The sequence below is a fragment of the Variovorax sp. GW821-FHT09D05 genome, from assembly GCF_059416325.1.
Map to the genome: position 1 here is coordinate 82,215 of NZ_JBWKOZ010000016.1, position 23,241 is coordinate 105,455.

Consider the following 23,241-nt stretch of genomic DNA (forward strand, 5'->3'; position numbering starts at 1 on the left):
ATGCCCGACACCGCCTTGCCACCACGCGCTTCCGGCTGTCCCGTCGCGCACGGGCCGCTGTCTTCCGAGCGCACGCCCACCGGCTGCCCCGTGAGCCAGCGCGCCGCCGGGTTCGACCCGTTCGAAGACGGCTACCAGCAGGACCCGCCCGAGTACGTGCGCTGGGCGCGCGAGCAGGAGCCCATCTTCTACAGCCCGAAGCTGGGCTACTGGGTGCTCACGCGCTATGCGGACATCAAGGCGGTGTTCCGCGACAACATCACTTTCAGCCCGTCGAATGCGCTGGAAAAGATCACGCCCACCGGCGAGGAAGCCAACGCGGTGCTCGCCTCGTACGGCTTCGCGCTGAACCGCACGCTGGTCAACGAGGACGAGCCCGCCCACATGCCGCGCCGCCGCGCGTTGATGGACCCGTTCACGCCCGAGGCGCTGAAGCACCACGAGCCGATGGTGCGCGAGCTGGCCCGCACGTATGTCGACCGCTTCATCGACGACGGCAAGGCCGACCTCGTCGACCAGATGCTGTGGGAAATTCCGCTCACCGTGGCGCTGCACTTCCTTGGCGTGCCCGAGGAAGACATGGACACGCTGCGCAAATATTCCATCGCGCACACCGTCAACACCTGGGGCCGCCCGAAGCCCGAGGAGCAGGTGGCCGTGGCGCACGCGGTCGGCAACTTCTGGCAGTACGCCGGCAAGGTGCTCGAGAAGATGCGGCAAGACCCCGACGCACCCGGCTGGATGCAGTACGGCATCCGCAAGCAGATGCTGCACCCCGAGGTGGTGACCGACTCGTACCTGCACTCGATGATGATGGCCGGCATCGTCGCCGCGCACGAGACCACCGCCAACGCCGCGGCCAACGCGATGAAGCTGCTGCTGCAGCACCCCGACGTGTGGCGCGAGCTGTGTGAAGACCCGGGGCTCATTCCCAACGCGGTGGAAGAGTGCCTGCGCCACAACGGCTCGGTGGCCGCATGGCGCCGGCTCGTCACGAAAGACACGCAGATCGACGGCGTCGACCTGCCGGCGGGCTCGCGCCTGCTGATCGTCACCTCGTCGGCCAACCACGACGAAGGGCACTTCGCCGATGCCGACCTGTTCGACATCCGCCGCGACAACGCCAGCGACCATCTGACCTTCGGCTACGGCTCGCACCAGTGCATGGGCAAGAACCTGGCACGCATGGAAATGCAGATCTTCCTGGAGGAGTTCACGCGCCGGCTGCCGCACATGCGGCTGTCGGAGCAGCGCTTCACCTACGTGCCGAACACTTCGTTCCGCGGGCCCGAGCACCTGTGGGTGGAATGGGACCCGGCGGCCAACCCCGAGCGCGCGAACAAGGGCCTGCGCGATGCGCAGGTGCCCGTGCGCATCGGCGAACCTTCGGCGCATTCGATCGCGAGGCCCGTGGTGGTCGAGCGCGTGACGCCGGCGGCCGATGGCATCGTCAAGCTGCGCCTCGTCTCGCCCGACGGCAAGGCGCTGCCGCGCTGGACGCCTGGCTCGCACATCGACGTCGAATGCGGCACGCCCGAGCTGTCGCGCCAGTACTCGCTGTGCGGCGACCCCGACGAGGCGGGCGTGCTGGAAATCGCCGTGCTGCACGAGCCCGATGGGCGCGGAGGCTCGGCATGGGTGCATGCGAACGTGAAGCCGGGCGACCGGCTGCGCATTCGCGGTCCGCGCAACCACTTTCGCCTCGACGAGTCGCTGAAGAAGGCGATCTTCATTGCCGGCGGCATCGGCATCACGCCGGTCAGCGCGATGGCGCGGCGCGCGAAGGCGCTGGGCATGGACTACGAACTGCACTACAGCGGCCGCAGCCGCGCGAGCATGGCCTTCGTCGATGAGCTGGCCGCGCTGCATGGCGAACGCCTGCACGTGCACGCTGCCGACGAAGGGCGCCGCAACGATCTGCAGGCCCTGCTCACGCAACCCGTGCCCGGCGCACAGGTCTATGCCTGCGGCCCGCTGCGAATGCTCGAAGCGCTGGAAAGCTGCTGCGCCGCGTGGCCCGAAGGCGCGCTGCGCGTGGAGCATTTCGAGTCGACGCTCGCCACGCTCGATCCGTCGAAGGAGCACGCCTTCGAGGTCGAGCTGAAAGACTCCGGCCTCGTCCTCACCGTGCCGCCCGACCAGACCCTGCTGACCGCGCTGCGCGCCGCGAACGTCGACGTGCAGAGCGATTGCGAAGAAGGCCTGTGTGGCTCGTGCGAAGTGCGCGTGCTCTCCGGCAAGGTCGATCACCGCGACGTGGTGCTCACGCGTACGGAGCGCGACGCCAACACGAAGATGATGGCCTGCTGCTCGCGTGCCTGCGAAGGGCGCCTGGTGCTCGAACTCTAGTCAGCTCGCGAGTGGCATTCGCAGTGCAACCTGCGTCTCGCCGGGGCGCGACTGCAACTGCAGCTCGGCGCCGAGGCGGCGCGCCCGCGCGCGCAGGCTGCGCAACCCTGCGCCGCCGGCTTCGCCAGTGCCTTCGACCGCAAAGCCGCGCCCGTCATCGCGCACGCTGAGCCGGAGCTCGGCGCCCGCGCGCGCCACGGTCACGTCCACGCGCCGGCTCGCGCTGTGCTTGAGCACATTGGTCAGCGCCTCCTGCAGGAAGCGCATCAGGTCGAGGCTCTGCGAAGGCGGCAGTTCGAGCGTGTCGATGCCCGACACCTGCCAGCGGCAGTCGATGCCGTTGGCGTCGAGCAGTTGGGCGCTGCGGTGGCGCAGCGGCGCGAGCAGTTCGCCGAGTGCACGGGCGCCGTCGTCGCGGCCGGTGGCGTCGATGATCAGCCGCAGGTCGTCGCGCAGGTGCTTGAGCATGGCGAGCAGCTCGGGCGCGCTGAGGTTCTCGGGCGTGCGCTCCAGCGTGGCGATGCTGCCCACCAGCATGCCGCCGAGGCCGTCGTGCAGGTCGCTCACCAGGTTCACGCGTTCGCCGATGCGCGCATGCGTCAGCTCCAGCGCGTGCTGCTGCGCCAGCGTGGCGGCGAGGTCGGCCTTGGCCGCGTTCACTTCCTCGATCAGCTCGGTGTTGAAGTTCTCGATGCGCTTGAGGCTCTTCACGAACTGCGCGGCCAGCGTCAGCGCCATGCCCAGCAGCAGGATGTACGAGGACATCGTCGTGTAGTAGGTGTTGCTGTCGATCACCTGTGTGAACACCAGCAGGTCGTGCACGTCCGTCAGCGCCGACACCGCCATGAACGGCGCGAGCGAGCGCATCGGGCTGTTTCGGTGGCGCAGGGCGTGGACGATCGAGGTGCCGTTCACCGCGATGACGGTGAAGCCGCCCACCAGCGTCCAGATGGCGCGGTGCGCGATCAGGTCTGCGTGGGGCGCCAGCCACAGGTCGAGCACGCCGACCACCGCGACCAGCAGCGCCGCGCCCTCCAGCCGGGGCATGCGCCGCCCGCAGAAGCGCAGCGCGAAGACGACGTAGGAAACGCCGAAGACCAGCAGCGTCGAGATGTTCAGCGCCTGCCAGCTGTGGTTGCTGGCAAAAGGCCAGGGGCTGGTTGCGATCTGGTTGTAGCCGAACAGCAGCCACAGCACGGACATCAGCGCGAACCATCCGTAGGCCGTCTCGCGCCGACGCAGCAGCCACAGGGCGGCGAAGAAGGCCGAGGCCGCCGCGCTCACCGCGAGGCCCAGCACCTGCAGGTCGCGGCGCACGAGGCGCTCCTGCTCGAACTCTGCCTGCATCGCGGCCGGCGCGCCCAGGCTCACCGGCCCAAGTCCCGCCTGATAGGCGAACAGGCCCGATACGCGCACCAGCAGCGTGTTGGTGCCGGGCCTGAGCAGCGGCGGCGCCAGCAGCCAGTGGCGCGGTGTGTTCCAGGCGCGCGTGAGCGGCTCGACCAGGCTGTCGTCGCGCGAAATCGGCGTGCCGTTGAGCGACACCTCGCCGGCCATGTTGAGGTAGTGCAGCAGCAGGCCGGTTTCGCGCACCTGCTCCGGCTCCTGCCACGTCAGCCGGTACCAGACCACGCCGTCGAAGCCGGGCCAGCGCGTGGCCCAGCTGTCGGGCAGGGTGACGGGTGCCCAGCCTTCAGCGGGCGGGGCTGTGTCGTTCCAGCCGGTGCCGCGCACGGCTTCGACGTGCAGCGCGGGCGCGGCGGTTGCCTGGGCGAAGGCCGGGCTGGCCGCAAGAAGCAGGAGGAGCAGCGCGCCCGTCAGCGCAGCAAACCATGCCTTCGCGCCTGAAAGACGGCTTCGGTGCGCGAATTGACGGCCAGCTTGCGGTAGATGTTCTTGGTGTGGCATTCCACGGTCAGTCTGGAGATCGACAGCGACTCGGCCATGTCGCGATTGCTCAGGCCTTGCGACACGAGCTCGAGGACCTTGCGCTCGCGGCGCGTCAGCGGGGCCAGTCCATCGGCGGCGGGTGCGGCGCCGGAGGCTTGCACCTGCGCGTCGGCCGTCGGCTGGTGCGTTGCGAGCCACGCGAGGATGTGGCGCGCGATGCTGGGGTCGATGGGCGCACCGCCCTGTTCGATGCTGCGCAGCGCAATGCCGAGTTCGACGTCGTCACGCTCTTTCAGCAGATAGCCGATGGCGCCCGCGCGCAGTGCCGCGAAGATGATTTCCTCGGTGCGCCAGGCCGATATCACCACCGCCGGAATGCCCGGGTGGTGCGCCTGCAGCCAGCCGATGAGCTCCACGCCGCTGCCGTCGGGCAGACCGATGTCCACCAGCACCACGCCGTAGCCATGCTCGCCGAGCAGTTGCTGCGCCCCGGCGACGCTGTCGGTCACCGCAATGCGCTCCTCGTCGCAGCCGAGCGTGGAGAGCACGTAGCGCAGGCGTGCCTGCATGGCGGGGTCGTCCTCGACGATGAGGGCGGGGCTCAGCGAGACGGGTTCGGCGTCTTCGATCGGGAGAGGGGACATTCGGCGGATTCTTCGGCCAGCGCGGCGCGACGGGTAACGGTATTTGCTTATTTTCCGTGGTTGTTGCGAAGTATGTCCGCGGCGGGCCGGCACATGATCGCGTACGCCGAGTTCGTGACCGGCTCCAGGTGTTCCGCCGCGCTGCGAAAGCCCAGCCGCTCGTAGAACGCCACGCTGCGCGGCGTGAAGGTTTCCAGGAAGCACGGCGCGCCTGCCGCGTCGGCTTCGACCAGCGTTGGCGCCAGCAGCTGCGCACCCAGCCCGCGCCCCTGTGCGGCGGGCGAGATGCCGAGGATCGACAGGTACCAGGCCCCCGCCGGCACCACGGCCGGCGCACGCGCGGCCATGAATTCGACGATGCGGTGGTAGTTGTCGTAGCCGCGCGGGCCCAGTGTGCTCGCGAGGAATTCGTTCTTTGCCGCCGACTCGGCTGCGTCGACGTCATTCGTGCGCGGCAGCAGCCAGGCCGCCGCGCCGAGCTTGCCGTCTTCCGTCGCCAGGAAGCGCCCGGTTCGCGCGGCCTCGCCCAGCGAGTAGGCGAAGTACCTGGCGAGCACCGCCTTGCGGGTCGGCATGTCGTGCTCGAAGTCGACGGAGATTGCGAGATAGAACGGATCGACGATGAGTGCGTCGGTCAATGCGGGCGCTGACGGGAGTTCGAGAGACATGCGGAGGTCGGCAAGGTTCAGGATGACCCGCGCGATTCTAGGGAGCCGCCCTCAGTCCAGCGTGACGCCACCGCTGAGGTTCAGCACCGCGCCTGTCATCGCGTCAGCGCCTTCCGATGCGGCGAACAGCGCGGCGGCTGCCATCTGGTCGAGCGAGGGAAGCCGCTTCACGAGCAGGCCGGCTGGCTTGTCCGCGAGCATCTGCTCGACCGTGATCCCCATGCTCTCCGCGGCCGGGCGGAACACTTCGTAGGAATGCGAGCCGCCGAACGCCGCTTCGGGAATGGCGTGCGAGCGGATGCAGACCGTTCGGATGTTGAAGGCTGCCAGCTCGCCGGCCATGTGGCGCGACAACGCCTCCACGCCCGCGCAGGCCACCGCGTGGCCCAGATAGCCCGGGCCGGGCAGGCGCGAAGACGGTGTCGACACTGAAAGGATTACGCCGCCGCCGCGCTTTGCCATGTGCGGCGCGACGGCCTTGGCCGTGAGAAAGGGGCTGCGGGTGTAGGCGTGCACGGGCACGAAGAAGTCTTCCAGCGACAGCGCCGACAGCGGCGTGCCCTGCACGTGCAGGATACCGATGGCGTTGAGCGCGATGTCGATGCCGCCGGCGCGTTCGGCCACCTCGCCGGCGTGACGGACCATGGCCTGCTCGTCGAGCGCGTCGACCACCGCCGCCTCGGCGCGGCCGCCCTCGGCCACGATGGCCTGCACCGCCGCATCGAGCCTGGCGCGGTTGCGCCCCGTGATGAACACCCGGGCGCCTTCGAGGGCAAAGGCGCGGGCCACCGCGCCGCCGATGGCGCCGCTGCCGCCATGAATCACCAAGCACCGGTCCTTGAATGTCTGGGACATCGTCTTCTCCTTGGGTTGCCGCCCGCGACATGCGGGCGTTCCAGCCAAGGACGGACGGCGGCGGCGCGATCCGACAACGCCGCCGAAAAAATCTTCCGCAGCTTCAGACCTGCGGAATCCTCGCCGGAATCACGCCCGGGTCGTACCAGGTGATCGGCCTGATCTCGAACACGCCGGTCTCGAAGGCCAGCCGGTGCGCGGCATGCGTGGCCTCCTCGACGGTTTCGCACTCCACGATGTAGATGCCCATCAGCTGTTCCTTCGTCTCGGCAAAGGGGCCGTCGGTGACCAGCGGGTGCATGTCGCCCGCGCGGCGCACTGTGGTAGCCACGTTCGGCATCAGCCGCAACACCGTGCCGAGCCGGCCCTGCGCCTGCAGGTCGTCGCGCAGGTCGGTGTGGCGATCGAGCATCTCCTCTTCGACGCCGGGCTCCCAGGCGGCCACCGCGGATTCGGAACCGTAGATGAGGATGGAATAGAGCATGGTCTTCCTTTTTCTGGCTGTGGTTCGTGGTTCGGGAGGATCGATCAATGCGGCGCGCCGAGGCGGTCGAGCATCGTTCGGATGTGCGCCGCCTCCGCGGCCGTGCGGGCCAGGCCGAGGGCGCGCGCGAAGGCGGCATGGGCTTCCTCGCCGTGGCCGAGCTGCATCAGCAGCGTGCCCTGCAGGCCGTGGAAGTGGAAGTAGTCGGCCAGTGCACCGGCCAGCGGTTCCGTCAGCGCCAGCGCCGCCTGCGGCCCGTGCAGCTTGTGCACGGCCACTGCGCGGTTCAGCGTGACGACCGGCGAGGGCTGAAGGGTTTCGAGCGCTACGTAGAGACGGTCGATCTCGGCCCAGTTCGTGTCTTCGGCGCGCGCGGCCTGCGCGTGGGTGGCTGCGATGGCCGCCTGCAGCTGGTAGGGGCCGGGCCGGCGTTGCCGCAGCGCGCCTTCGACCAGCGCAAGGCCCTCGCCGATCAGCGTGCGGTTCCAGCGCGCGCGGTCCTGGTCTTCGAGCAGCACGACCATGCCGCCGGCATCGAGCCGCGCATCGGCGCGCGCATGCTGCAGCAGGAGCAGGGCGGCAAGGCCCATCAGCTCGGGCTCGTCGGGAAAGATCGCGAGCAGCAGCCGCGCGAGGCGTATCGCCTCTTCGCACAACGCTGCGCGCACGTGCTCGGTGCCGCCGCTGGCCGAGTAGCCTTCGTTGAACAGCAGGTAGACCGTGGTGCACACGGCGGCCAGCCGCCCGTCGCGCTCGCGCCGGCCCGGCGTGTCGAAGGGAATGCCGGCCGACGCCACGCGCTTCTTGGCGCGCGTGATGCGCTGCTCCATCGCGCTTTCGCCGACGAGGAAGGCACGCGCGATCTCCTGCACCGACAGGCCCGAGACGATGCGCAGTGCCAGCGCGATCTGCTGCGTGAGCGGCAGCTCGGGGTGGCAGCAGACGAACAGCAGGCGCAGCACGTCGTCGCGGTAGTGGGCGTGGTCAAGCTGCTCGACGAGCCGGGCCTCGGTGTCTTCGAGATCGGAGATGAGTGTGTCGTCCTCGGGCAGCGCGTCGTGCCGGTTGCGCCGGCGCACCTCGTCGAGCGCCGCATTGCGCCCCACGAAGATCAGCCAGGCCAGCGGATCGCGCGGCGGGCCGCTTGCGGGCCAGTGCTGCAGGGCGCGCAGGCTGGCTTCCTGGAAGGCTTCCTCGGCCGTGTCCAGCTCGCGGAAGTAGCGCAGCAGCGCCGCCACCGCGCGGGGGCGCGAGGCGGTCAGCGTGGTGGCGATCCAGGCGGTGTCGGTCATGCGATGCGCTCGTTGTCCCTCGTTCCTGCTCACCCAAGGACGAGCGAGTATGCGTCGCGCCGACACGCTCGGCAAAATCGGGCGCTCAGTCCTTGAAACGAAATCTCGAAAGAATGGAGCACCGCGGATGACGCTGGCAATGAGCTGGAACGAATGGGCCGATCACGACGGCATCGGGTTGGCCGAGAGGGTCCGCAAGGGCGACGTGACGGCGGCGGAGCTGGCGGCGCAGGCCGCGGCGGGCATCGCGAAGCTCAACCCGCAGCTCGATGCGGTGGTCGAGGTGTTCGACGACGTGGTGGCCGATCCGCTGAAGGACGGCATGAACCCCGATGGCGTGTTCGCGGGCCTGCCCTACCTGATGAAGGATCTCGGGCCGACGCTGAAGGGCCGGCTGCAGGAATTCGGCTCGATGATGATGCAGGGCCATCGCCCGGCTGCCGACAGCTTTCTTACGCAGCAGCTGCGCAAGGCGGGCCTCAACATCGTGGGCCGCAGCACGACGCCGGAGTTCGGCGTGTGCAGTTCGGCGGAGAACGCGCTGCACACCACGCGCAACCCCTGGGACCTCGAATACACCACCTGCGGCTCGTCGGCCGGTACGGCCGCCGCCGTTGCCGCCGGTGTGCTGCCGCTCTCGCATGCCACCGACGGCGGCGGCTCCATCCGCATTCCGGCGGGCGTGAACGGCAACATCGGCCTGAAGGTGTCGCGTGGCGTGTTCTCGCTGGCGCCGGGCCTGTCGGACCTCTCGGGGTTGGTGTCGATCCAGGGCTGCCACAGCCGCACGGTGCGCGACACGGCGGCCTTCGTCGACCACTGCCGCGGCGGCGCGCCCGGCGAGTTCATGCCCTTCTGGTCGCCGGCAGAGCCGTACAGCGAACTCATCCGGCGCGACCCGGGTCGCCTGCGCATCGCGCTGTCGCACGAGTGGGGCGACTTCCGCGCCACGCCGCATTTCGTGGCCGAGCTGGAGCGCGTCGGCAAGTTTCTCGAGGGGCTGGGCCATCACGTCGAATGGGTGCTGCCCGAGGTCGATTTCAAAGCCGCCTTTGCCGCGCAGACCACCTGCTACATCAGCAACTTCGCGCAGGTCATCGACGGCCACCTGCACCGGCTTGGGCTGGAGCGCCCGCCGGCCGAGCTGCTGGAGCCGATCAACATCAAGATCTGGGAAGCCGGGCTGCACACCTCGTACACCGAGCGCTCGAAGATGCAGGCGGTGTTCAACACCACCTCGCGCGCCTTCGGTGATTTCTTCCAGCGCTGGGACGTCATCCTGACGCCGATCACCGCGCTGCCCACGCCCAAGGTCGGCACCAGCGAGTACCTGACGACGAGCACAAACCCGTCCGTCTACGACTGGTTCGCCAACCTCTGGAAGAACTTCGCGTACACGCCGCTGGCCAACCTGTGCGGCATGCCGGGCATTTCGTTGCCGATGGCCTCGCAGGAAAACGGCATGCCGCTGGGCATCCAGGCACAGGCGGCGCAGGCGAACGACGGGCTGCTGCTGCAGCTGGCCGCGCAGATCGAGCGGGTGCTAGATGGCAAGTGGAATGCGGGCCGGCGGCCCGGGGTGCACGTCACCCAGGGGTGACGGCGCGGTCGCTCAGAGCAGGTTGCGCAGCGCGGCCTCGATGGCCGCGGCTGTTGCCAGCGGCTTTTCCATCGGGAACAGGTGCGTGCCGTCCATCATGGCGATGCGGCCCTTGGTGACCTGCTCGGTCATCGCCATGCCCACCCGCTTCATCTCGGCCGACTGGCGCCCGCCGATGAAGGCGGCCTTGCACTTGAGCGGGTGCGCGCGCAGAAGCGCGCCGAGGTTGTGGGGCAGGGTGTTGTAGATGGCGGTCTCGACGTCGCGGTCGAAGCTCAGTGAACGGCCGTCCTCGCCAGCTTTGTCGGCATCGAAGGTGCCGTGGTCGATGTAGTCGTGCAGCACCTGCTCATCCCACTTCGCGAACGCCTTCTTGCTGCGGAAATGCTCGAACACCGCCTCGCGATGCTCCCAGCTGTTCTTGCGCTTGCGGCTGATGGCGCCGGGCGAAATGCTCTTCATGAGCGGTGTGCGCTTGACCACGTTGAGCGTGTTCGCGCGCCAGCCGCCGAGGATGGGCGAGTCGATCAGCACCACGCCGCGTGCCAGCTCCGGGTGCAGCGCCGCGCACATCAGGCTCAGGAATCCGCCAAGCGAATGGCCGATCAGGAACACCGGGCCGCCCGCGCGGTCGGCACGCAGCTTTGCAAAGTCGGCCAGCTGCTGCACCAGGTGCGGCCAGTTGTCGGTGACGGGGTACTTCGGGTCGTGCCCGAATTTCTCGATGGCATCGACCTCGAAGCCGCGGTTGCGCAGGCTGTCGAGGACGACGCGGTAGGTGCTCGCGGGAAAGCTGTTGCCGTGCGAGAAGACGACCGGGGGCACGGGGGTCAGATCAGCTTTTCGTCTGGCGTGGAAATCTTGCGCAGCGGGCTGTGCCGCGTGGCCGGCATCTTCAGCGGATGCTCGGTCTGGCTGTCGTCCCACACCGGGTCTTCGATGCTGTCGAACACCTCGCGCAGCTTCTGGCCCCAGCTGCTGTGCACCATGCGGTAGTAGGGGTTGTCGGCGTCGATGCAGATCACGCGGTCGGTTTCGAGCTTGTTGGCCTCGTACACCACCAGGTCGAGCGGCAGGCCAACCGACAGGTTCGACTTCATGGTCGAGTCCATCGACACCAGTGCGCACTTGGCTGCCTCGTCGAGCGGCGTCTCGGGCGTGAGCACGCGGTCGAGCACGGGCTTGCCGTACTTCGATTCGCCGACCTGGAAGTAGGGCGTCTCGGTGGTGGCTTCGATGAAGTTGCCGGCCGCGTAGACCAGGAACAGGCGCATGCCTTCGCCCTTGACCTGCCCGCCGAAGATGAAGGACACGTTGAAGTCCAGCCCCGCATGCTTGAGCGCCTCGGCATCGCGGTCGTACACATGGCGCACCGCCGAGCCGAGCACGCGCGCGGCATCGAACATGCTCTTCGCGTTCCAGATGGTGATGGGCTCGCCCTGCGTGCCGTCTTCGCGAGTTTCGCGCAGCTCCTCGATCTGGAGGATTTCTCGCACCGACTGCGAGATGCTCAGGTTGCCCGACGACAGCAGCACCATGACGCGGTCGCCCGGCTGCTCGTAGACGATCATCTTGCGGAAGGTGCTGATGTGGTCCACGCCCGCGTTGGTGCGCGAGTCGGAGAGAAACACCAGGCCGGCGTTGAGTTTGATGCCTACGCAGTAAGTCATGGGTTCGTCTGGCATGACCGGCGCCGGATCATGCGGCACCGAGTTCACGTTTATTCAGTTTTTGAAGGGCATACAAGGCATCGAGGGCCTCGCGCGGGCTCATGGTGTCGGGGTCGAGCGCGGCCAGCGCGGATTCTACGGCGCTGGCCAGCGGTGTCTCGGCCACCGGAGGCGGTGCAAACAGGTCGACCTGTGCACGAGTTTGCGCATGCTGCGATTCAAGCGCCTCCAGCGCCTGCCGCGCATGGTTGACCACAGCCGCGGGCATGCCCGCGAGCCGCGCCACCTGGATGCCGTAGCTCTTGCTGGCCGGGCCGGGCTGCATTTCGTGCAGGAACACGATGTCGCGGCCCGCCTCGGTCGCGCTCACGTGCATGTTCACGGCGCCGTGGTGTGTGGCCGGAAACTCGGTCAGCTCGAAATAGTGCGTGGCGAACAGCGTGAAGGCCTTGCTGCGGTCGTGCAGCTGGGCCGCGATGCCGGCGGCCAGCGCAAGCCCGTCGAAGGTGCTGGTGCCGCGGCCGATCTCGTCCATCAGCACCAGCGACTGCGCGGTGGCGCTGTGCAGGATTTGCGCAGCCTCGGTCATCTCGAGCATGAAGGTCGACTGCGCATTGGCCAGGTCGTCCGCCGCGCCGATGCGGGTGTGTATGGCGTCGATCGGCCCGAGCCGGCAGGCTGCCGCCGGCACGTGCGAGCCGATGGAGGCCAGCAGCACGATGATGGCCACCTGCCGCATGTACGTCGACTTACCGCCCATGTTGGGACCGGTGATGACCTGCATGCGCTGCTGCGGACCGAGTTGCGTGTCGTTGGCGATGAAGCCGCCCGACGACTTCTCGGCCAGCCGCGCTTCCACCACCGGGTGGCGGCCCTGCTGTATCTCGATGCAGGGGTGCGCCACGAAGCTCGGTGCGCGCCAGTGCAGCGTGTGCGAGCGCTCGGCCAGCGCGCACAGCGCGTCGAGCGTGGCGATGCCGCCGGCCAGCTGCGTGAGCGCGGGCACCGAGGGCTGCAGCGCGTCGAGCAGTTGCTCGTACAGCCACTTCTCGCGGGCCAGCGCGCGGTCTTGCGCGCTCAGGGCCTTGTCCTCGAAGGCTTTCAGCTCGGGCGTGATGAAGCGCTCGGCGTTCTTCAGCGTCTGGCGGCGGCGGTAGTTGTCGGGCACCTTCGAGAGCGCGCTCTGAGTCACCTCGATGTAGAAACCGTGCACGCGGTTGAACTGCACCCGCAGGTTGCTGATGCCGGTGCGCTCGCGTTCGCTGATTTCGAGCTTCAGCAAAAAGTCGTCGCAGTTCTCGCTGATGGCGCGCAGCTCGTCGAGTTCGGCGTCGTGGCCGGTAGCGATCACGCCGCCGTCGCGCACCAGCGCGGACGGGTCGGGCTTGATGGCGCTGGTCAGCAGGTCGGCGCAGCCGGGCGGCGGGGCCAGGCGTTCGGTGATCTGGGTCAGGAGGTTTGCAGACGCAGGCAGCATGGGCGCAAGCTGCTCCGCTTTCGATAGCGCCAGCCGCAGCGCCAGCAGTTCGCGCGGGCGCACCTGCCGCAGCGCGATGCGGGCTGCAATGCGCTCCACGTCACTCGTGTTCTTGAGCTGCTCACGCAGCGTGCGCCACGGTGCGGCAGTGCCACCGAGCACGGTCGACTGCAGGGCGCCGATGGCTTCGAGCCGGGCCTGCGCTTCGGAGCGGTCGCGCCGGGGCGAGAGCAGCCAGCGTTTCAGCAGGCGGCTGCCCATGCCCGTCATGCAGGTGTCGAGCAGCGAGAACATCGTGGGCGAGTCTTCGCCACGCAGCGTCTGCACCAGTTCGAGGTTGCGGCGCGTAGTGGGCGGCAGCTCGATCAGGTCGCCGTCGCGCTCGACCGACAGGCGCTGCACGTGCGAAAGCGCGCGGCCCTGGGTGTGCTCGGCATAGCCCAGCAGCGCGGCGGCTGCGGCATGTGCGTTGGTCAGCGATTCGGCGTTCCAGGCGGCGAGGCTGTTGCTGCCCATCTGCTCGGCCAGCTTGCGCTCGCCCAGGCCGCCGTCGAACTGCCATGCCGGGCGGATCGACAGCGTGAAGGGCGTGGCGCTGCGCGCGGCTTTCAGGCGCTGCTCGAAGGCCGGCGTTACTTCGGCGCTGTACAGCAGCTCGCTGGGCGCGATGCGGGCGATCCAGGCTTCGAGCGCGTCGGCCGGGCATTCAGCCAGCCGCAGTTCGGCACCGGTCACGCTGAGCCATGCCAGCCCGCAGAAATTGCGCGAGCCCGCATGCACCGCGAGCAGCAGCGATTCGCTCTTGTCGTTGAGCAGTTCGGAGTCGGTCAGCGTGCCGGGCGTAACCACGCGAACCACCTTGCGCTCGACCGGGCCCTTGCTGGCGCCGACTTCGCCCACCTGCTCGCAGATGGCGACCGATTCGCCCAGCTTGATGAGGCGGCCCAGGTAGGTATCGACCGCGTGGAAGGGCACGCCGCACATCACCACCGGCTGGCCGGCCGACTGGCCGCGCTGGGTGAGCGTGATGTCGAGCAGGCGCGCGGCCTTTTCGGCGTCGGCCCAGAAGAGTTCGTAGAAATCGCCCATCCGGTAGAACAGCAGGGTGTCCGGATGGTCCGCCTTGAGGCCTAGATATTGGGCCATCATCGGGGTGTGCCCGAGCGTTGCTTCTGCCCCGCCAGGGGATGCCGTCGATTTATCCTTCGAATTCAATGATTTCGCCTTGTGTCTGTGTCGGGGTATCCGAGGGAGCCTTGGCTCGGATTATCTTGTATGGGACATCCGCAAGGCGCCGGCCGGGCCCGCACCCACCACTCTAAAATCCTCCGACGCGACCCCCGCGTGAAGAACAAACAAGGCGCCCATGGCCCAGCTGGATGATTTCAAAGGCCTTGAAGCGAACGCGGCTGCGCTGCCCGGCAGCGCCACCTTGCCCGCAGAGCTTGCCGCGCTGTATCTGTGCATAACACCTGCCCAGCTTGCGGAGCTGCGAAAGTCGAAACGGCCCGAGGGGCGCGCGGGCCACAGCCCGTCTGTCATCAGGCCGGTGGAAGGCGGCGCAGCGGGGCCCAAGGACCCGGTGCTCTACAACTTGGGTGCCTTGCGCGACTTTGCGAAAGCGCACGCCGCTCCATCCGCCTTCGACACCGCGGCCAGCACCGGCATGCTGGGTTGGGTGTCGGCGAAGCTGCCTTTCTTCGCGGAACTCGAACCCCGCATCAAGCGCGGCAAGCGCGTGATCATCGGCGGTGCCTGGGACCGGACCGACCCCCTGCGCGAGGCGCGCTTCGTCGATCTCGCGAAAGGCCGCATCCGATTCGCATCGCTGACATGCTCCGAAGCCGCGGCCAGCCTGTGGGCCGATGTTGCGAGCCATTCCGCGCTGGCTGAAAAGGGGCTCGCGCTGCTCAGGAGCGAAACGCAAGCCATCGAGGCTTCGCTGGCGGCCACCGCCCAACTGGCCGCAACTTCGAATTCCAACGCGACGACCTGATCGACGTCCAGATTGAACATGGAAGAGTACCGATGCTGATCAATTGCGTCGCTTATGAAAACGGCGCCAAGCTCGCCGACATCTCGGTCGAGGCCATCAGCGACTACATCAGCCGGCCGGGCTGTTTCGTCTGGGTGGCGCTGAGCGACGCCTCACCGGAAGAACTGAGCGTGATGCAGCACGAATTCGGCCTGCACCCGCTCGCGGTGGAAGACGCCCGCAACGGCCACCAGCGGCCGAAGATGGAGGAATACGGCGACTCGCTCTTCGTCGTCATGCACATGGTCGAGCCATCGCCCGAGGGCGAGCACTGCACGAACGTGGGCGAGGTCGACGTGTTCGTCGGCAGCAACTACGTGCTGTCGGTGCGCAACCGCAGCAAGCAGGGCTTTCTTGGCGTGCGCGAGCGCTGCGAGCGCGAGCCGGACCTGCTGCGCAACGGCGCGGGCTTCGTGCTGTATGCGTTGATGGACGCGGTGGTCGACCGCTACTTTCCGGTGATCGATGCGCTGGAGGACGAGCTCGAAGCCATCGAGCAGCAGCTTTTCGGCCAGGGCGGCGCAGCGCGCGACAAGATCAAGCAGCTTTACGACCTGAAGCGGCGCAGCATGATCCTCAAGCGCGCGGTGGCGCCCCTGCTGGAGGCATCGGGCAAGATGCACGGCGGGCGCGTGCCGCAGATCTGCGCGACCTCGCAGGAATACTTTCGCGACGTGGGCGACCATCTGGGGCGCATCAACGGCTCGATCGACGCGATGCGCGACACCATCGGCACGGCGATCCAGGTGAACCTGTCGATGGTCACCATCGAGGAAAGCGAAGTCACCAAGCGGCTCGCGGCCTGGGCCAGCATCTTCGCGGTGTGCACCGCCTTCGCCGGCATCTGGGGCATGAACTTCGAGAACATGCCGGAGCTGAAATTCCGCTATGGCTATGCGGTGGCGTTGGGGCTGATCGTCAGCACCTGCGGCTATCTCTACTACCGGTTCAGGCGCGCCGGTTGGCTTTGACTGTGAGTGTGTGAGTGCGAGGGGGGCTTGCTAAGTCCCAACTAATAAACATGTAGATAATCAAGTCCCTTATGAAAAGGGACTTCACCCAGCGCTTCGGCTTCCTCGTCAAGAGCGTGGGCAAGCTCTACAGTGAAGAGTTCGACCGCCTCGCGCGCGAACGCATCGGCCTCACCAGCGCCCAGTGCCGCCTGCTCGGCGCGCTGGCCATGCACGGCGATGAAGAACCCCTCTCTCAGGCCGAACTCGCGCAGCGGCTCGACCTGACCCCGATGGCCGTGGCCGGCCTGTGCGACCGCATGGCTGCGGCCGGCTGGATCCGCCGCGAGCCCAGCGCCACGGACCGCCGCGTCAACAAGATTCATCTGGAGCCCAGCGCCGAGAAAGCGCTCGACAGCGCGCTCAGCCTCAGCGACGGGCTCAATGCCCGCGTGATGGCGGTGCTGTCGCAGCCCGAGCGCGCGCAACTGCTGAGCCTGCTCGCCAAGGTGCAAGGCAGCCTGGTGGAAATCACCTCGGGCGAGGGCAAGAAGCCATGAGCGTCGCGCCCGGAACCAAGGTGCCGCACCGCGGCATGATCACCATCTCGATCATGCTGGCGACCATCATGCAGGCGCTGGACACCACGATCGCCAACGTCGCACTGCCCCACATGCAGGGCAGCCTGCAGGCCTCGCAGGACCAGATCACCTGGGTGCTCACCTCGTACATCGTGGCCTCGGCCATCGCGCTGCCGCTGACCGGCTGGCTGTGCGGCCACTGGGGCCGGCGGCGCGTGTTCATCATCTCGGTGATCGGCTTCACGGTGGCCTCGGCGCTGTGCGGGCTTGCGACCTCGCTGGTCGGCATCGTGGCCGCGCGGCTGCTGCAGGGCATCTTCGGCGCGGCGCTGGTGCCGCTGTCGCAGGCGGTGCTGCTCGACATCAACCCGCGCGAGAAAGTCGGCCAGGCAATGGCGATCTGGGGCGCGGGCATCATGGTCGGACCCATCCTCGGGCCGCTGCTGGGCGGCTGGCTCACCGAGAACTTCGACTGGCGCTGGGTGTTCTTCATCAACCTGCCGGTGGGTATCTTCGCGTTCTGGGGCATCGCACGCTACCTGCCCGAGAGCCGGCCGCAGGGCGAGAAGCTCGACATCTTCGGCTTCGTGACGCTGAGCCTGGCCATCGGCATGCTGCAGCTGTTTCTCGACCGTGGCGAACAGCTCGACTGGTTCGATTCGTGGGAGATCAAGCTCGAAGCCGCCGCCGCGCTGGTGGCCTTCGGCTTCTTCGTGGTCCACACGTGGACGGTGCAGGGCGTGTCTTTCTTCGACCGCGACCTGCTGAAAGACCGCAACTTCGTCACCGGCCTGCTGTTCGCGTTCATCGTCGGCATGATCTTGTTCGCGACGATGGCGCTGCTGCCCAACTTCCTGCAGGGGCTGATGGGTTATCCGGTGGTCTACACGGGCGAGGTGACGGCGCCGCGCGGCGTCGGCACGATGATCGCGATGATCATCGTGGGCCGGCTGGTGCAGAAGGTGGACGTGCGCGCGATCATGGCGGTGGGCTTCGGCCTCACGGCGTTCTCGCTCTACCAGATGACGCGGCTCACGCTGCAGATGGACAGCACGCTGATCATCGTCTCGGGCTTCATCCAGGGCCTGGGCATCGGCTTCACCTTCGTGCCGCTGTCGACCGCGACTTTCGCCACGCTCGCGCCGCGGCTGCGCAACCAGGGCACACCGATCTTCAGCCTGCTGCGCAACATCGGCAGCAGCGTAGGCATCTCGATCGTGCAGGCGCTGCTGACCGAAGGCTCGAGCAAGGCGCATGCGCAGATCGCGTCGACCGTGGCGCCGGGCAACACCGCGCTGTCGACGCTGCCGCAGATGATGTCGCCCGACACGATGACGGGGCTGGCGCTGCTGAATGCGGAAGTGACCCGGCAGGGCGCGCTGATCGGCTACCTGGACGACTTCGCGATCATGATGATCATCACGGTGCTGGCGATTCCGCTGCTGTTGTTGATCAAGAGCCCGAGGCGCAGTGCGGCCGCCTCAGGCCCGGCCGAAGTGCCGCACTGAAAGACCCGCATCACTCGTCGTGCGTGTCGTGCGTTGCCACCGCACCGCGACGCCAGTAGCCCGAGGCCCGCGTCCACTTCGGGTTCGCGCCGCGCTCGCCCACCAGGTGCGCGCGCAGCGCCTTGGCGATGGCCGATTCGCAGCCTACCCACGCATGGAAATCGCCGGCCGGTAGCTGCATGGCCTTCAGCGCGTCGAGCAGCACGGGGCTCAGGCCCGGCTCGGTGCCGCGGCGGTGCACCCACTTCAACGTGAGTTCGGCCTGCGTGTCGAACGGAATCTCGTCGGCTTCGCTGTCGACTTCCGCCAGCACTACCGCGCGAGAGCCGGCCGGCAGTTCGGCCAGGCGACGCGAGATGGCGGGCAGGGCGGTGTCGTCGCCGATCAGCAGGTGCCAGTCGAACTCGGTCGGCACGATGAACGAGCCGCGCGGGCCGCCCACACCGACAACGTCGCCGGGCTTGGCCTGCTCGGCCCACTGCGTGGCGGGGCCGGCTTCGTGCAGCGCGAAGTCGATTTCGAGCGTGCCGGCCTTGGCGTCGTGGCGGCGCGGCGTGTAGTCGCGCATGGTGGGGCGGCCGCTTGCGGGCCACACCGGGCCTTCGGGTCCGGCCGTGGGCAGCGTGAGCTTGCCGGTGGTGGCATCGGGAAAGAAGATCTTCGCGTGGTCGTCGAAGCCGGGGCTGGTGAAGCCCGCGAGGTCGTCGCCCGTGAGGGTGATGCGGATCAGGTGCGGCGTTACGCGCTGCGCGGATTTCACCGTGAGCTGGCGAAAGCGCAGGTCGTGGCGCACCCGGCGCGGCGTGCGGTCGGGGGCGGTGGAAGCAGATGAAGTACTGAAGTCAGTCATTGCAGAAGTCCTGGGTGAGCAGGGCGGGTTGAGATGGGGTTCAGATCTTTTCGATCTGCTGCGCGGCGCTGTCGAGCACCGCGGCGAAGTCGTGGGCCTGCTGCTCGGTCAGCACGCCCGACAGGCGCATGCGCATTGCGAGCTTGAGGTTCTCGATGGCGCGCGTGACCTGCGGCGGGCGTCCGCCGCGCGGGCCGGCGCCGTCGACGCCGCCGCTCATGCGGGACATCATGGCGTCGGCCATCTCGCGATTGGCCGTGAGGAATTCCTGGCCGCTGGCCGTGATGCTGTAGCGCTTGCGGCCGCTGCCGTCGGCGGTTTCCACGCTGAGGTAGCCCATTTCCTCGAGCAGCGTGAGGGTTGGGTAGACCACGCCGGGGCTCGGCGCATAGCTGCCGCCGAGGCGGTCTTCGATGGCCTTGATCAGTTCGTAGCCGTGGGCCGGCTTGTCGGCGATGAGCTGCAGCAGCACGAAGCGCAGGCCGCCATGGCCGAACACGCGGCCGCCGCCGCGGCCGCCACGGTGTCCGCGGCCGCCGGAAAGGCCGTCTTCATGTTCGCCGCGGGCGGTGTGGCAGTGGTGATGGTTGAGATGGAAATGTCTCATGGTGGGCATCCTTTGTGATGTGTATCGGAATTATTTTAGATATATCTAAAATAAAGTCAAATCGATACGCACCGGGATACCCGGCATGGGTGTCACGGGCCTTGTCGAGCGCGACGCAGCGCTCGATTTCTCCCTGAATTTCTCCCTGAAGCCCTTCTCTTTTTTATTTGCCGACTGCTGTCGCCGCCGGCACGGGCAGTCGCAGGCGCAGGCTGGTCTCTCCGGGCTTAGAGCGCACCGTGAGTGCGCCACCCAGCGCGGCGGCGCGCGTGTGCATGTTCGTCAGTCCCTTGCCCGCGAACTTGGCTTCTGCATCGAAGCCGCGGCCGTTGTCGCGCAACTCGATCTCGATGATTTCGCCGGTGCTGGTGGGCACCAGTCTCGCGCCGAGGCTGGCCCGCGTCGCCTGCGCGTGCGCCATCAGGTTGGCGAACGCCTCGAACAGCAGCATCTGCGTCTGATGAGACTCGCGCGCGCTCCAGCCCGTCATCAGCGGCAGGGGGCCCACGTCCCAGTGCAGTTCGATGCCGGCAGCCTGCAGGCGCGGCCCCAGGCGGTAGCGCACGCTGCCCAGGGCCGAGGCAACGTCGCCCTCGCAGCCATGCATGGCGTCCACCGTGAGCTTGAGCTGGTCCACCGCGTCGCGCAGGTGCAGCGCCACATCGCCGAGGGCCGTTCCTGGTTGCTGGGTCATCTGCAGCAGCCCGACCAGCTGCCCACCGAGACCATCGTGCAGGTCCTGCGTCAGGCGCTGGCGTTCTTCCAGCGCGCCGCGCGCTTTTTCTCCTTCCCGCTCGCGGGCGAAGGAGGCTTCCAGGGCAGCGTTGCGCTCTGCGAGTTCCGCTTCCAGCGAGGCGTTCATTGCCGCCATCGCCCGGGCGTCCTTGCGCATGCGCTCGGCGATGACCCATGCCAGCGTGATGGCGAAGCCAACCCAGGCGAAGCGGATCCACGGCACCATCGCGTAGGCCTCCGGCGATGTGCGCATCACCCAGACGTCGCGCGCGCCGCACAGCACGACCAGCACCACGGCCACGCCCAGCACGCGGTGTTCCAGCACGGCACTGCGCAGCGCCACGCGCACCACGACGACCATCATTGCCAGTGCGGCCAGCAGGCCCAGCGACCGCCACAGCGGCATCAGCCACAGCAAAGGCACCATGATGCCCAGCACGGCTGCAACCGGTGCCAGCCAGGCCATCAGGCCCAGCAGGCGTGCCAGGCGAGTGTCGTCGCGTCCCACCACGGCCAGGGCGAAGCGGCACAGCAGCGGCACCGCCGCCTGGAACGCAGCCAGCGGCAGCACACCCCACCAGGGCCAGGGCAGCGGCACATGCGTGAACAGCACGCGCGCCGTCTGCACGGACCACAACAACTCTCCCAGGCCGTAGTAGAGGTAGATCGGTTCGCGCTGTCGCAGCCACACCAGCAGCGACAGCGCTCCCAGCACGCCACTCACGATGGCAATGAAGCGTCCGCCGCTGACATGCCAGAACAGGGCGTCTTCGTACAACGGAAGAACCTCGGCCTTGCTGCCGACCACCACGGGCGACAGCCCTCCCTGCCTCGCAGCCTGCGCCGCGATGACGACTTCAACGCGATGCGGCGCCGTCGAGCCCGAGGCCGGCAGCACGAAGTACTGCGGCGCAACGGAGGCATCGTCGTAGGGGCCTGGCGGGAAGGCGCCGAATCGGGCCAGTTCCTGGCCGTTCACCAGCACACGAAAGCTGTTGCCCAGGCGCGGCACGAACAGCGCCAGCGGCGCGGCAGGGTCGGCCACCGGTATGTCGAACGCGAACCGCGCCTCGCCGTCGACTGCGCCCTGCCGCTGATCCCAGTCATAGGGCAGTGCGACGGTCTGCGGCTGCGGTGCCTGGGCTGGAGCCTGACCGCGCAAGGCCAGCGTGAGCTGCGCCTGCTCGATGAGCGTGACTGCCCGCGAAGGAGCGCTCCATCCGGCTCCCAGCACCGCGAGCATCAGCAACAGCAGTGCCCTCATGCTTTCGCCCCGATGAGCGGATCAAGCTCCGCGCGCAGCCGCCGTATGGCCACTTCATGCCGCAGCGTTTGCGCTCCGCGCCCGTAGGTGCCGGCCTTGCGGATCAGCCGTAGTTGCTCGCGCTGCAGCTGAGTCTTCAGGCGCCTTGCTTTCCAGCCGAAGGTCCATCCCATCTCCCTGCGGACCTTGTAGCGCTGCATGGGCGCGCCCAGGCGAACCCATTCGTCGTCGCGGATCAACTCGCGCTCCGGCACGAACCAGGCTGCGAGGGCATGCAGGTATGTGCCGTTCTCGCGAACGGCAACCCGCCAGAAGAGCCCTGCCGCGATGACAACGGGAATGCCCTTGACGATCAGCAGTACGGCCATCTCGCCGTATCCGCCGTCGAAGAGGTCTTCCAGAAACGGCGCGTTCCACACGAAGTGCATGGCCCACGCAAGGCCGAAGCACAGCAGCGCGCAGGCAATCCGCATCACCATCGGCCGCTCCGGGTGGAGCAGGAACCATGCAACGCCGAAGGACGCGATCGTTGTGTAGGCCGCGTGGCTCCACAGCCCGCTCAGCAGCCCGCGCGTCAGCAGGTTCAGAAGTACCGGATACACCTGGTTTTCGAGCGGAAAGTGCATGGACGAATTGACGGTGTAGCTCAGGTTCTCGATCACCTGAAAGCCCAGCCCCGCCATCGCACCGACGATCAGCACCGAGAGATAAGTCTGAAACTGGTTGCGCGCGACCAGCACCAGCAGGATGACGCCGGCCAGCTTCAGGAATTCTTCCGTGATCGGCCCCGCAATCGCCGCCCCCCAGACCGCGACGAACTCCGGCGACACCAGCTTCGCGCACAGGCTCTGAATCGCGATGTTGGCCGGCGCGGCGAAGTAGACAGCGCCCATGCCGCCCCACGCAAAGGCCAGCACATAAGCCTCTGGCGGATGCTGCTCGAGCAAGTCCAGCGTGCGAAACGCCTGGAAGAAAGCCAGGGAGTAGAGCCCCCACACCAGCAGCCCCAGAAACGCGGTAACGGGCACCACGCGGAACCCCATCGAGAACATGCTGACCGTGTAGAACAGGCCGTTGACGATCAGCGCCGTCAGCACCCAGAACGCGGCGCGCTGCGGCTGGAAGAATGAATCGGTGCCAACCGGCCAGCCCGCGTCGTCCTGCTCGAAGACAGGCGAGCTCATTGCGGCGCCTCCAGGTCCATCGAGTCCAGCATGCGCCGCGCTTCCGTCAGCGCATCGTCCATGCCGTCGTTGGAGCCGTAGAAGTCGATCTGCACCAGCGACTTGCGCCGCAGGTCGACCACCTGCCAGAACCGGCCGGCCAGCTTTGAGCCGTAGTAAGCGAAAGTCTTGCCCTGCAGGCCCCAGGAGGTGACGAAGTCGGACACGTCGCCCTCGATGCTCAGGCGCTGGCCGCGCTCCATCAGCCGCTGCTGCCGTATCAGGGGGCCGTCGGGTCCGCCCACCCACCGGCCCGTGGTTACCAGGAACTTGTGGCCGCCCTTGAACAGCATCAGCGACTTGCCTGCCTTCGAGCGCGACACATCCATCTCCCATCCGTCGGCGGGAATGAACCGGGCCTGGCCGACATCTATCGTCTCCCCCACGGGCAACGGTCTGCTGCCCGAGGTATGGCGGTCCCAGAATGTCAGGCCGCCCACGTAGACGGCAATGGCGAGAAGCACCGCGAGCGCGCCCGGCCAGGTGCGATACGGTATTCGGCGTGAGGGCTCGTTCATCCTTTGATCCTGCCATACGATCGCGCCTGTCCCGGTGGGCG

General features: G+C 67.7%; 20 protein-coding genes. 6 read left to right on the forward strand and 14 right to left on the reverse strand.

What is annotated here, in order from left to right; genetic code table 11:
* Entirely contained in the window at positions 1-2,349 is a 2,349-nt protein-coding gene (locus AC07O3_RS32530) for a cytochrome P450/oxidoreductase (RefSeq protein WP_495341309.1), read from the forward strand.
* Here the strand turns inward: AC07O3_RS32530 and AC07O3_RS32535 are convergent, their stop codons facing one another.
* The 6 genes from AC07O3_RS32535 to AC07O3_RS32560 all read right to left on the reverse strand — a co-directional run bounded on the left by AC07O3_RS32535 (position 2,350) and on the right by AC07O3_RS32560 (position 8,182).
* Positions 2,350-4,257: a sensor histidine kinase gene (locus tag AC07O3_RS32535; RefSeq protein WP_495341310.1), complete on the reverse strand. Its 1,908-nt coding sequence runs from the start codon at positions 4,255-4,257 to the stop codon at positions 2,350-2,352. It lies immediately after the preceding gene.
* A complete protein-coding gene (locus AC07O3_RS32540) occupies positions 4,167-4,883 on the reverse strand; it encodes a response regulator transcription factor (RefSeq protein WP_495341311.1) in 717 nt (238 codons plus the stop codon). Before AC07O3_RS32540 ends, AC07O3_RS32535 begins: the two co-directional genes overlap by 91 nt.
* A gap of 47 nt (positions 4,884-4,930) precedes the next feature.
* On the reverse strand, positions 4,931-5,551 hold the full coding sequence (locus AC07O3_RS32545; protein ID WP_495341312.1) for a GNAT family N-acetyltransferase: 621 nt from the start codon (positions 5,549-5,551) through the stop codon (positions 4,931-4,933).
* 51 nt (positions 5,552-5,602) lie between these two features.
* The gene (locus AC07O3_RS32550) at positions 5,603-6,406 is read right to left on the reverse strand and encodes an SDR family NAD(P)-dependent oxidoreductase (protein WP_495341313.1); all 804 of its coding nucleotides are present in this window, start codon (positions 6,404-6,406) and stop codon (positions 5,603-5,605) included.
* 103 nt (positions 6,407-6,509) lie between these two features.
* Positions 6,510-6,890, reverse strand: coding sequence for a YciI family protein (locus AC07O3_RS32555; protein WP_093177748.1), 381 nt, complete (start codon positions 6,888-6,890; stop codon positions 6,510-6,512).
* Between the two features lie 44 nt (positions 6,891-6,934).
* Entirely contained in the window at positions 6,935-8,182 is a 1,248-nt protein-coding gene (locus AC07O3_RS32560) for an RNA polymerase sigma factor (protein ID WP_495341314.1), read from the reverse strand.
* 127 nt (positions 8,183-8,309) lie between these two features.
* Between AC07O3_RS32560 and AC07O3_RS32565 the strand changes: the two genes are divergently transcribed.
* The gene (locus tag AC07O3_RS32565) at positions 8,310-9,782 is read left to right on the forward strand and encodes an amidase (RefSeq protein ID WP_495341315.1); all 1,473 of its coding nucleotides are present in this window, start codon (positions 8,310-8,312) and stop codon (positions 9,780-9,782) included.
* 12 nt (positions 9,783-9,794) lie between these two features.
* On the opposite strand, the gene AC07O3_RS32570 is transcribed toward AC07O3_RS32565, so the two are convergent.
* The 3 genes from AC07O3_RS32570 to mutS are packed head-to-tail and all read right to left on the reverse strand — an operon-like array spanning position 9,795 to position 14,075.
* The gene (locus AC07O3_RS32570; RefSeq protein WP_354337544.1) at positions 9,795-10,607 is read right to left on the reverse strand and encodes an alpha/beta fold hydrolase; all 813 of its coding nucleotides are present in this window, start codon (positions 10,605-10,607) and stop codon (positions 9,795-9,797) included.
* Between the two features lie 5 nt (positions 10,608-10,612).
* Positions 10,613-11,452, reverse strand: coding sequence for a proteasome-type protease (locus AC07O3_RS32575; protein ID WP_093059103.1), 840 nt, complete (start codon positions 11,450-11,452; stop codon positions 10,613-10,615).
* A 28-nt stretch (positions 11,453-11,480) separates the two neighbouring features.
* Positions 11,481-14,075, reverse strand: coding sequence for a DNA mismatch repair protein MutS (mutS, locus tag AC07O3_RS32580; RefSeq protein WP_495341316.1), 2,595 nt, complete (start codon positions 14,073-14,075; stop codon positions 11,481-11,483).
* Positions 14,076-14,295: 220 nt separating this feature from the next.
* Between mutS and AC07O3_RS32585 the strand changes: the two genes are divergently transcribed.
* The 4 genes from AC07O3_RS32585 to AC07O3_RS32600 all read left to right on the forward strand — a co-directional run bounded on the left by AC07O3_RS32585 (position 14,296) and on the right by AC07O3_RS32600 (position 18,003).
* Positions 14,296-14,925 carry a hypothetical protein gene (locus AC07O3_RS32585; RefSeq protein ID WP_093082402.1) on the forward strand — a complete coding sequence of 210 codons (630 nt, stop codon included), beginning with the start codon at positions 14,296-14,298 and terminating at the stop codon, positions 14,923-14,925.
* Positions 14,926-14,957: 32 nt separating this feature from the next.
* Complete coding sequence (locus tag AC07O3_RS32590) at positions 14,958-15,935, forward strand: magnesium and cobalt transport protein CorA (RefSeq protein ID WP_354337541.1); 978 nt, start codon at positions 14,958-14,960, stop codon at positions 15,933-15,935.
* Positions 15,936-16,006: 71 nt separating this feature from the next.
* Positions 16,007-16,474 (forward strand): MarR family winged helix-turn-helix transcriptional regulator, encoded by a 468-nt coding sequence (locus AC07O3_RS32595; protein ID WP_093082406.1) that lies wholly within the window; start codon positions 16,007-16,009, stop codon positions 16,472-16,474.
* On the forward strand, positions 16,471-18,003 hold the full coding sequence (locus tag AC07O3_RS32600) for a DHA2 family efflux MFS transporter permease subunit (protein ID WP_093059063.1): 1,533 nt from the start codon (positions 16,471-16,473) through the stop codon (positions 18,001-18,003). The genes AC07O3_RS32595 and AC07O3_RS32600 overlap by 4 nt, the downstream gene beginning before the upstream one ends.
* Positions 18,004-18,013: 10 nt before the next feature.
* On the opposite strand, the gene AC07O3_RS32605 is transcribed toward AC07O3_RS32600, so the two are convergent.
* The 5 genes from AC07O3_RS32605 to AC07O3_RS32625 form a co-directional block, all read right to left on the reverse strand.
* On the reverse strand, positions 18,014-18,853 hold the full coding sequence (locus tag AC07O3_RS32605) for a siderophore-interacting protein (RefSeq protein ID WP_093082408.1): 840 nt from the start codon (positions 18,851-18,853) through the stop codon (positions 18,014-18,016).
* A 40-nt stretch (positions 18,854-18,893) separates the two neighbouring features.
* The gene (locus tag AC07O3_RS32610; protein WP_093059065.1) at positions 18,894-19,460 is read right to left on the reverse strand and encodes a PadR family transcriptional regulator; all 567 of its coding nucleotides are present in this window, start codon (positions 19,458-19,460) and stop codon (positions 18,894-18,896) included.
* A 163-nt stretch (positions 19,461-19,623) separates the two neighbouring features.
* Positions 19,624-21,459 (reverse strand): sensor histidine kinase, encoded by a 1,836-nt coding sequence (locus AC07O3_RS32615; protein WP_495341317.1) that lies wholly within the window; start codon positions 21,457-21,459, stop codon positions 19,624-19,626.
* Positions 21,456-22,643 carry a PrsW family intramembrane metalloprotease gene (locus AC07O3_RS32620; RefSeq protein ID WP_495341318.1) on the reverse strand — a complete coding sequence of 396 codons (1,188 nt, stop codon included), beginning with the start codon at positions 22,641-22,643 and terminating at the stop codon, positions 21,456-21,458. The genes AC07O3_RS32615 and AC07O3_RS32620 overlap by 4 nt, the downstream gene beginning before the upstream one ends.
* Complete coding sequence (locus tag AC07O3_RS32625) at positions 22,640-23,200, reverse strand: hypothetical protein (protein WP_093082416.1); 561 nt, start codon at positions 23,198-23,200, stop codon at positions 22,640-22,642. Before AC07O3_RS32625 ends, AC07O3_RS32620 begins: the two co-directional genes overlap by 4 nt.
* Positions 23,201-23,241 lie beyond the last annotated feature (41 nt).

Coding starts and splice junctions, on each gene's coding strand:
- AC07O3_RS32530 (WP_495341309.1), top strand. CDS start 1: ATGCCCGACACCGCCTTGCCACCACGCGCTTCCGGCTGTCCCGTCGCG.
- AC07O3_RS32535 (WP_495341310.1), bottom strand. CDS start 4,257: ATGCCACACCAAGAACATCTACCGCAAGCTGGCCGTCAATTCGCGCAC.
- AC07O3_RS32540 (WP_495341311.1), bottom strand. CDS start 4,883: ATGTCCCCTCTCCCGATCGAAGACGCCGAACCCGTCTCGCTGAGCCCC.
- AC07O3_RS32545 (WP_495341312.1), bottom strand. CDS start 5,551: ATGTCTCTCGAACTCCCGTCAGCGCCCGCATTGACCGACGCACTCATC.
- AC07O3_RS32550 (WP_495341313.1), bottom strand. CDS start 6,406: ATGTCCCAGACATTCAAGGACCGGTGCTTGGTGATTCATGGCGGCAGC.
- AC07O3_RS32555 (WP_093177748.1), bottom strand. CDS start 6,890: ATGCTCTATTCCATCCTCATCTACGGTTCCGAATCCGCGGTGGCCGCC.
- AC07O3_RS32560 (WP_495341314.1), bottom strand. CDS start 8,182: ATGACCGACACCGCCTGGATCGCCACCACGCTGACCGCCTCGCGCCCC.
- AC07O3_RS32565 (WP_495341315.1), top strand. CDS start 8,310: ATGACGCTGGCAATGAGCTGGAACGAATGGGCCGATCACGACGGCATC.
- AC07O3_RS32575 (WP_093059103.1), bottom strand. CDS start 11,452: ATGACTTACTGCGTAGGCATCAAACTCAACGCCGGCCTGGTGTTTCTC.
- mutS (WP_495341316.1), bottom strand. CDS start 14,075: ATGGCCCAATATCTAGGCCTCAAGGCGGACCATCCGGACACCCTGCTG.
- AC07O3_RS32585 (WP_093082402.1), top strand. CDS start 14,296: ATGGCCCAGCTGGATGATTTCAAAGGCCTTGAAGCGAACGCGGCTGCG.
- AC07O3_RS32590 (WP_354337541.1), top strand. CDS start 14,958: ATGCTGATCAATTGCGTCGCTTATGAAAACGGCGCCAAGCTCGCCGAC.
- AC07O3_RS32595 (WP_093082406.1), top strand. CDS start 16,007: ATGAAAAGGGACTTCACCCAGCGCTTCGGCTTCCTCGTCAAGAGCGTG.
- AC07O3_RS32600 (WP_093059063.1), top strand. CDS start 16,471: ATGAGCGTCGCGCCCGGAACCAAGGTGCCGCACCGCGGCATGATCACC.
- AC07O3_RS32605 (WP_093082408.1), bottom strand. CDS start 18,853: ATGACTGACTTCAGTACTTCATCTGCTTCCACCGCCCCCGACCGCACG.
- AC07O3_RS32610 (WP_093059065.1), bottom strand. CDS start 19,460: ATGAGACATTTCCATCTCAACCATCACCACTGCCACACCGCCCGCGGC.
- AC07O3_RS32615 (WP_495341317.1), bottom strand. CDS start 21,459: ATGAGGGCACTGCTGTTGCTGATGCTCGCGGTGCTGGGAGCCGGATGG.
- AC07O3_RS32620 (WP_495341318.1), bottom strand. CDS start 22,643: ATGAGCTCGCCTGTCTTCGAGCAGGACGACGCGGGCTGGCCGGTTGGC.
- AC07O3_RS32625 (WP_093082416.1), bottom strand. CDS start 23,200: ATGAACGAGCCCTCACGCCGAATACCGTATCGCACCTGGCCGGGCGCG.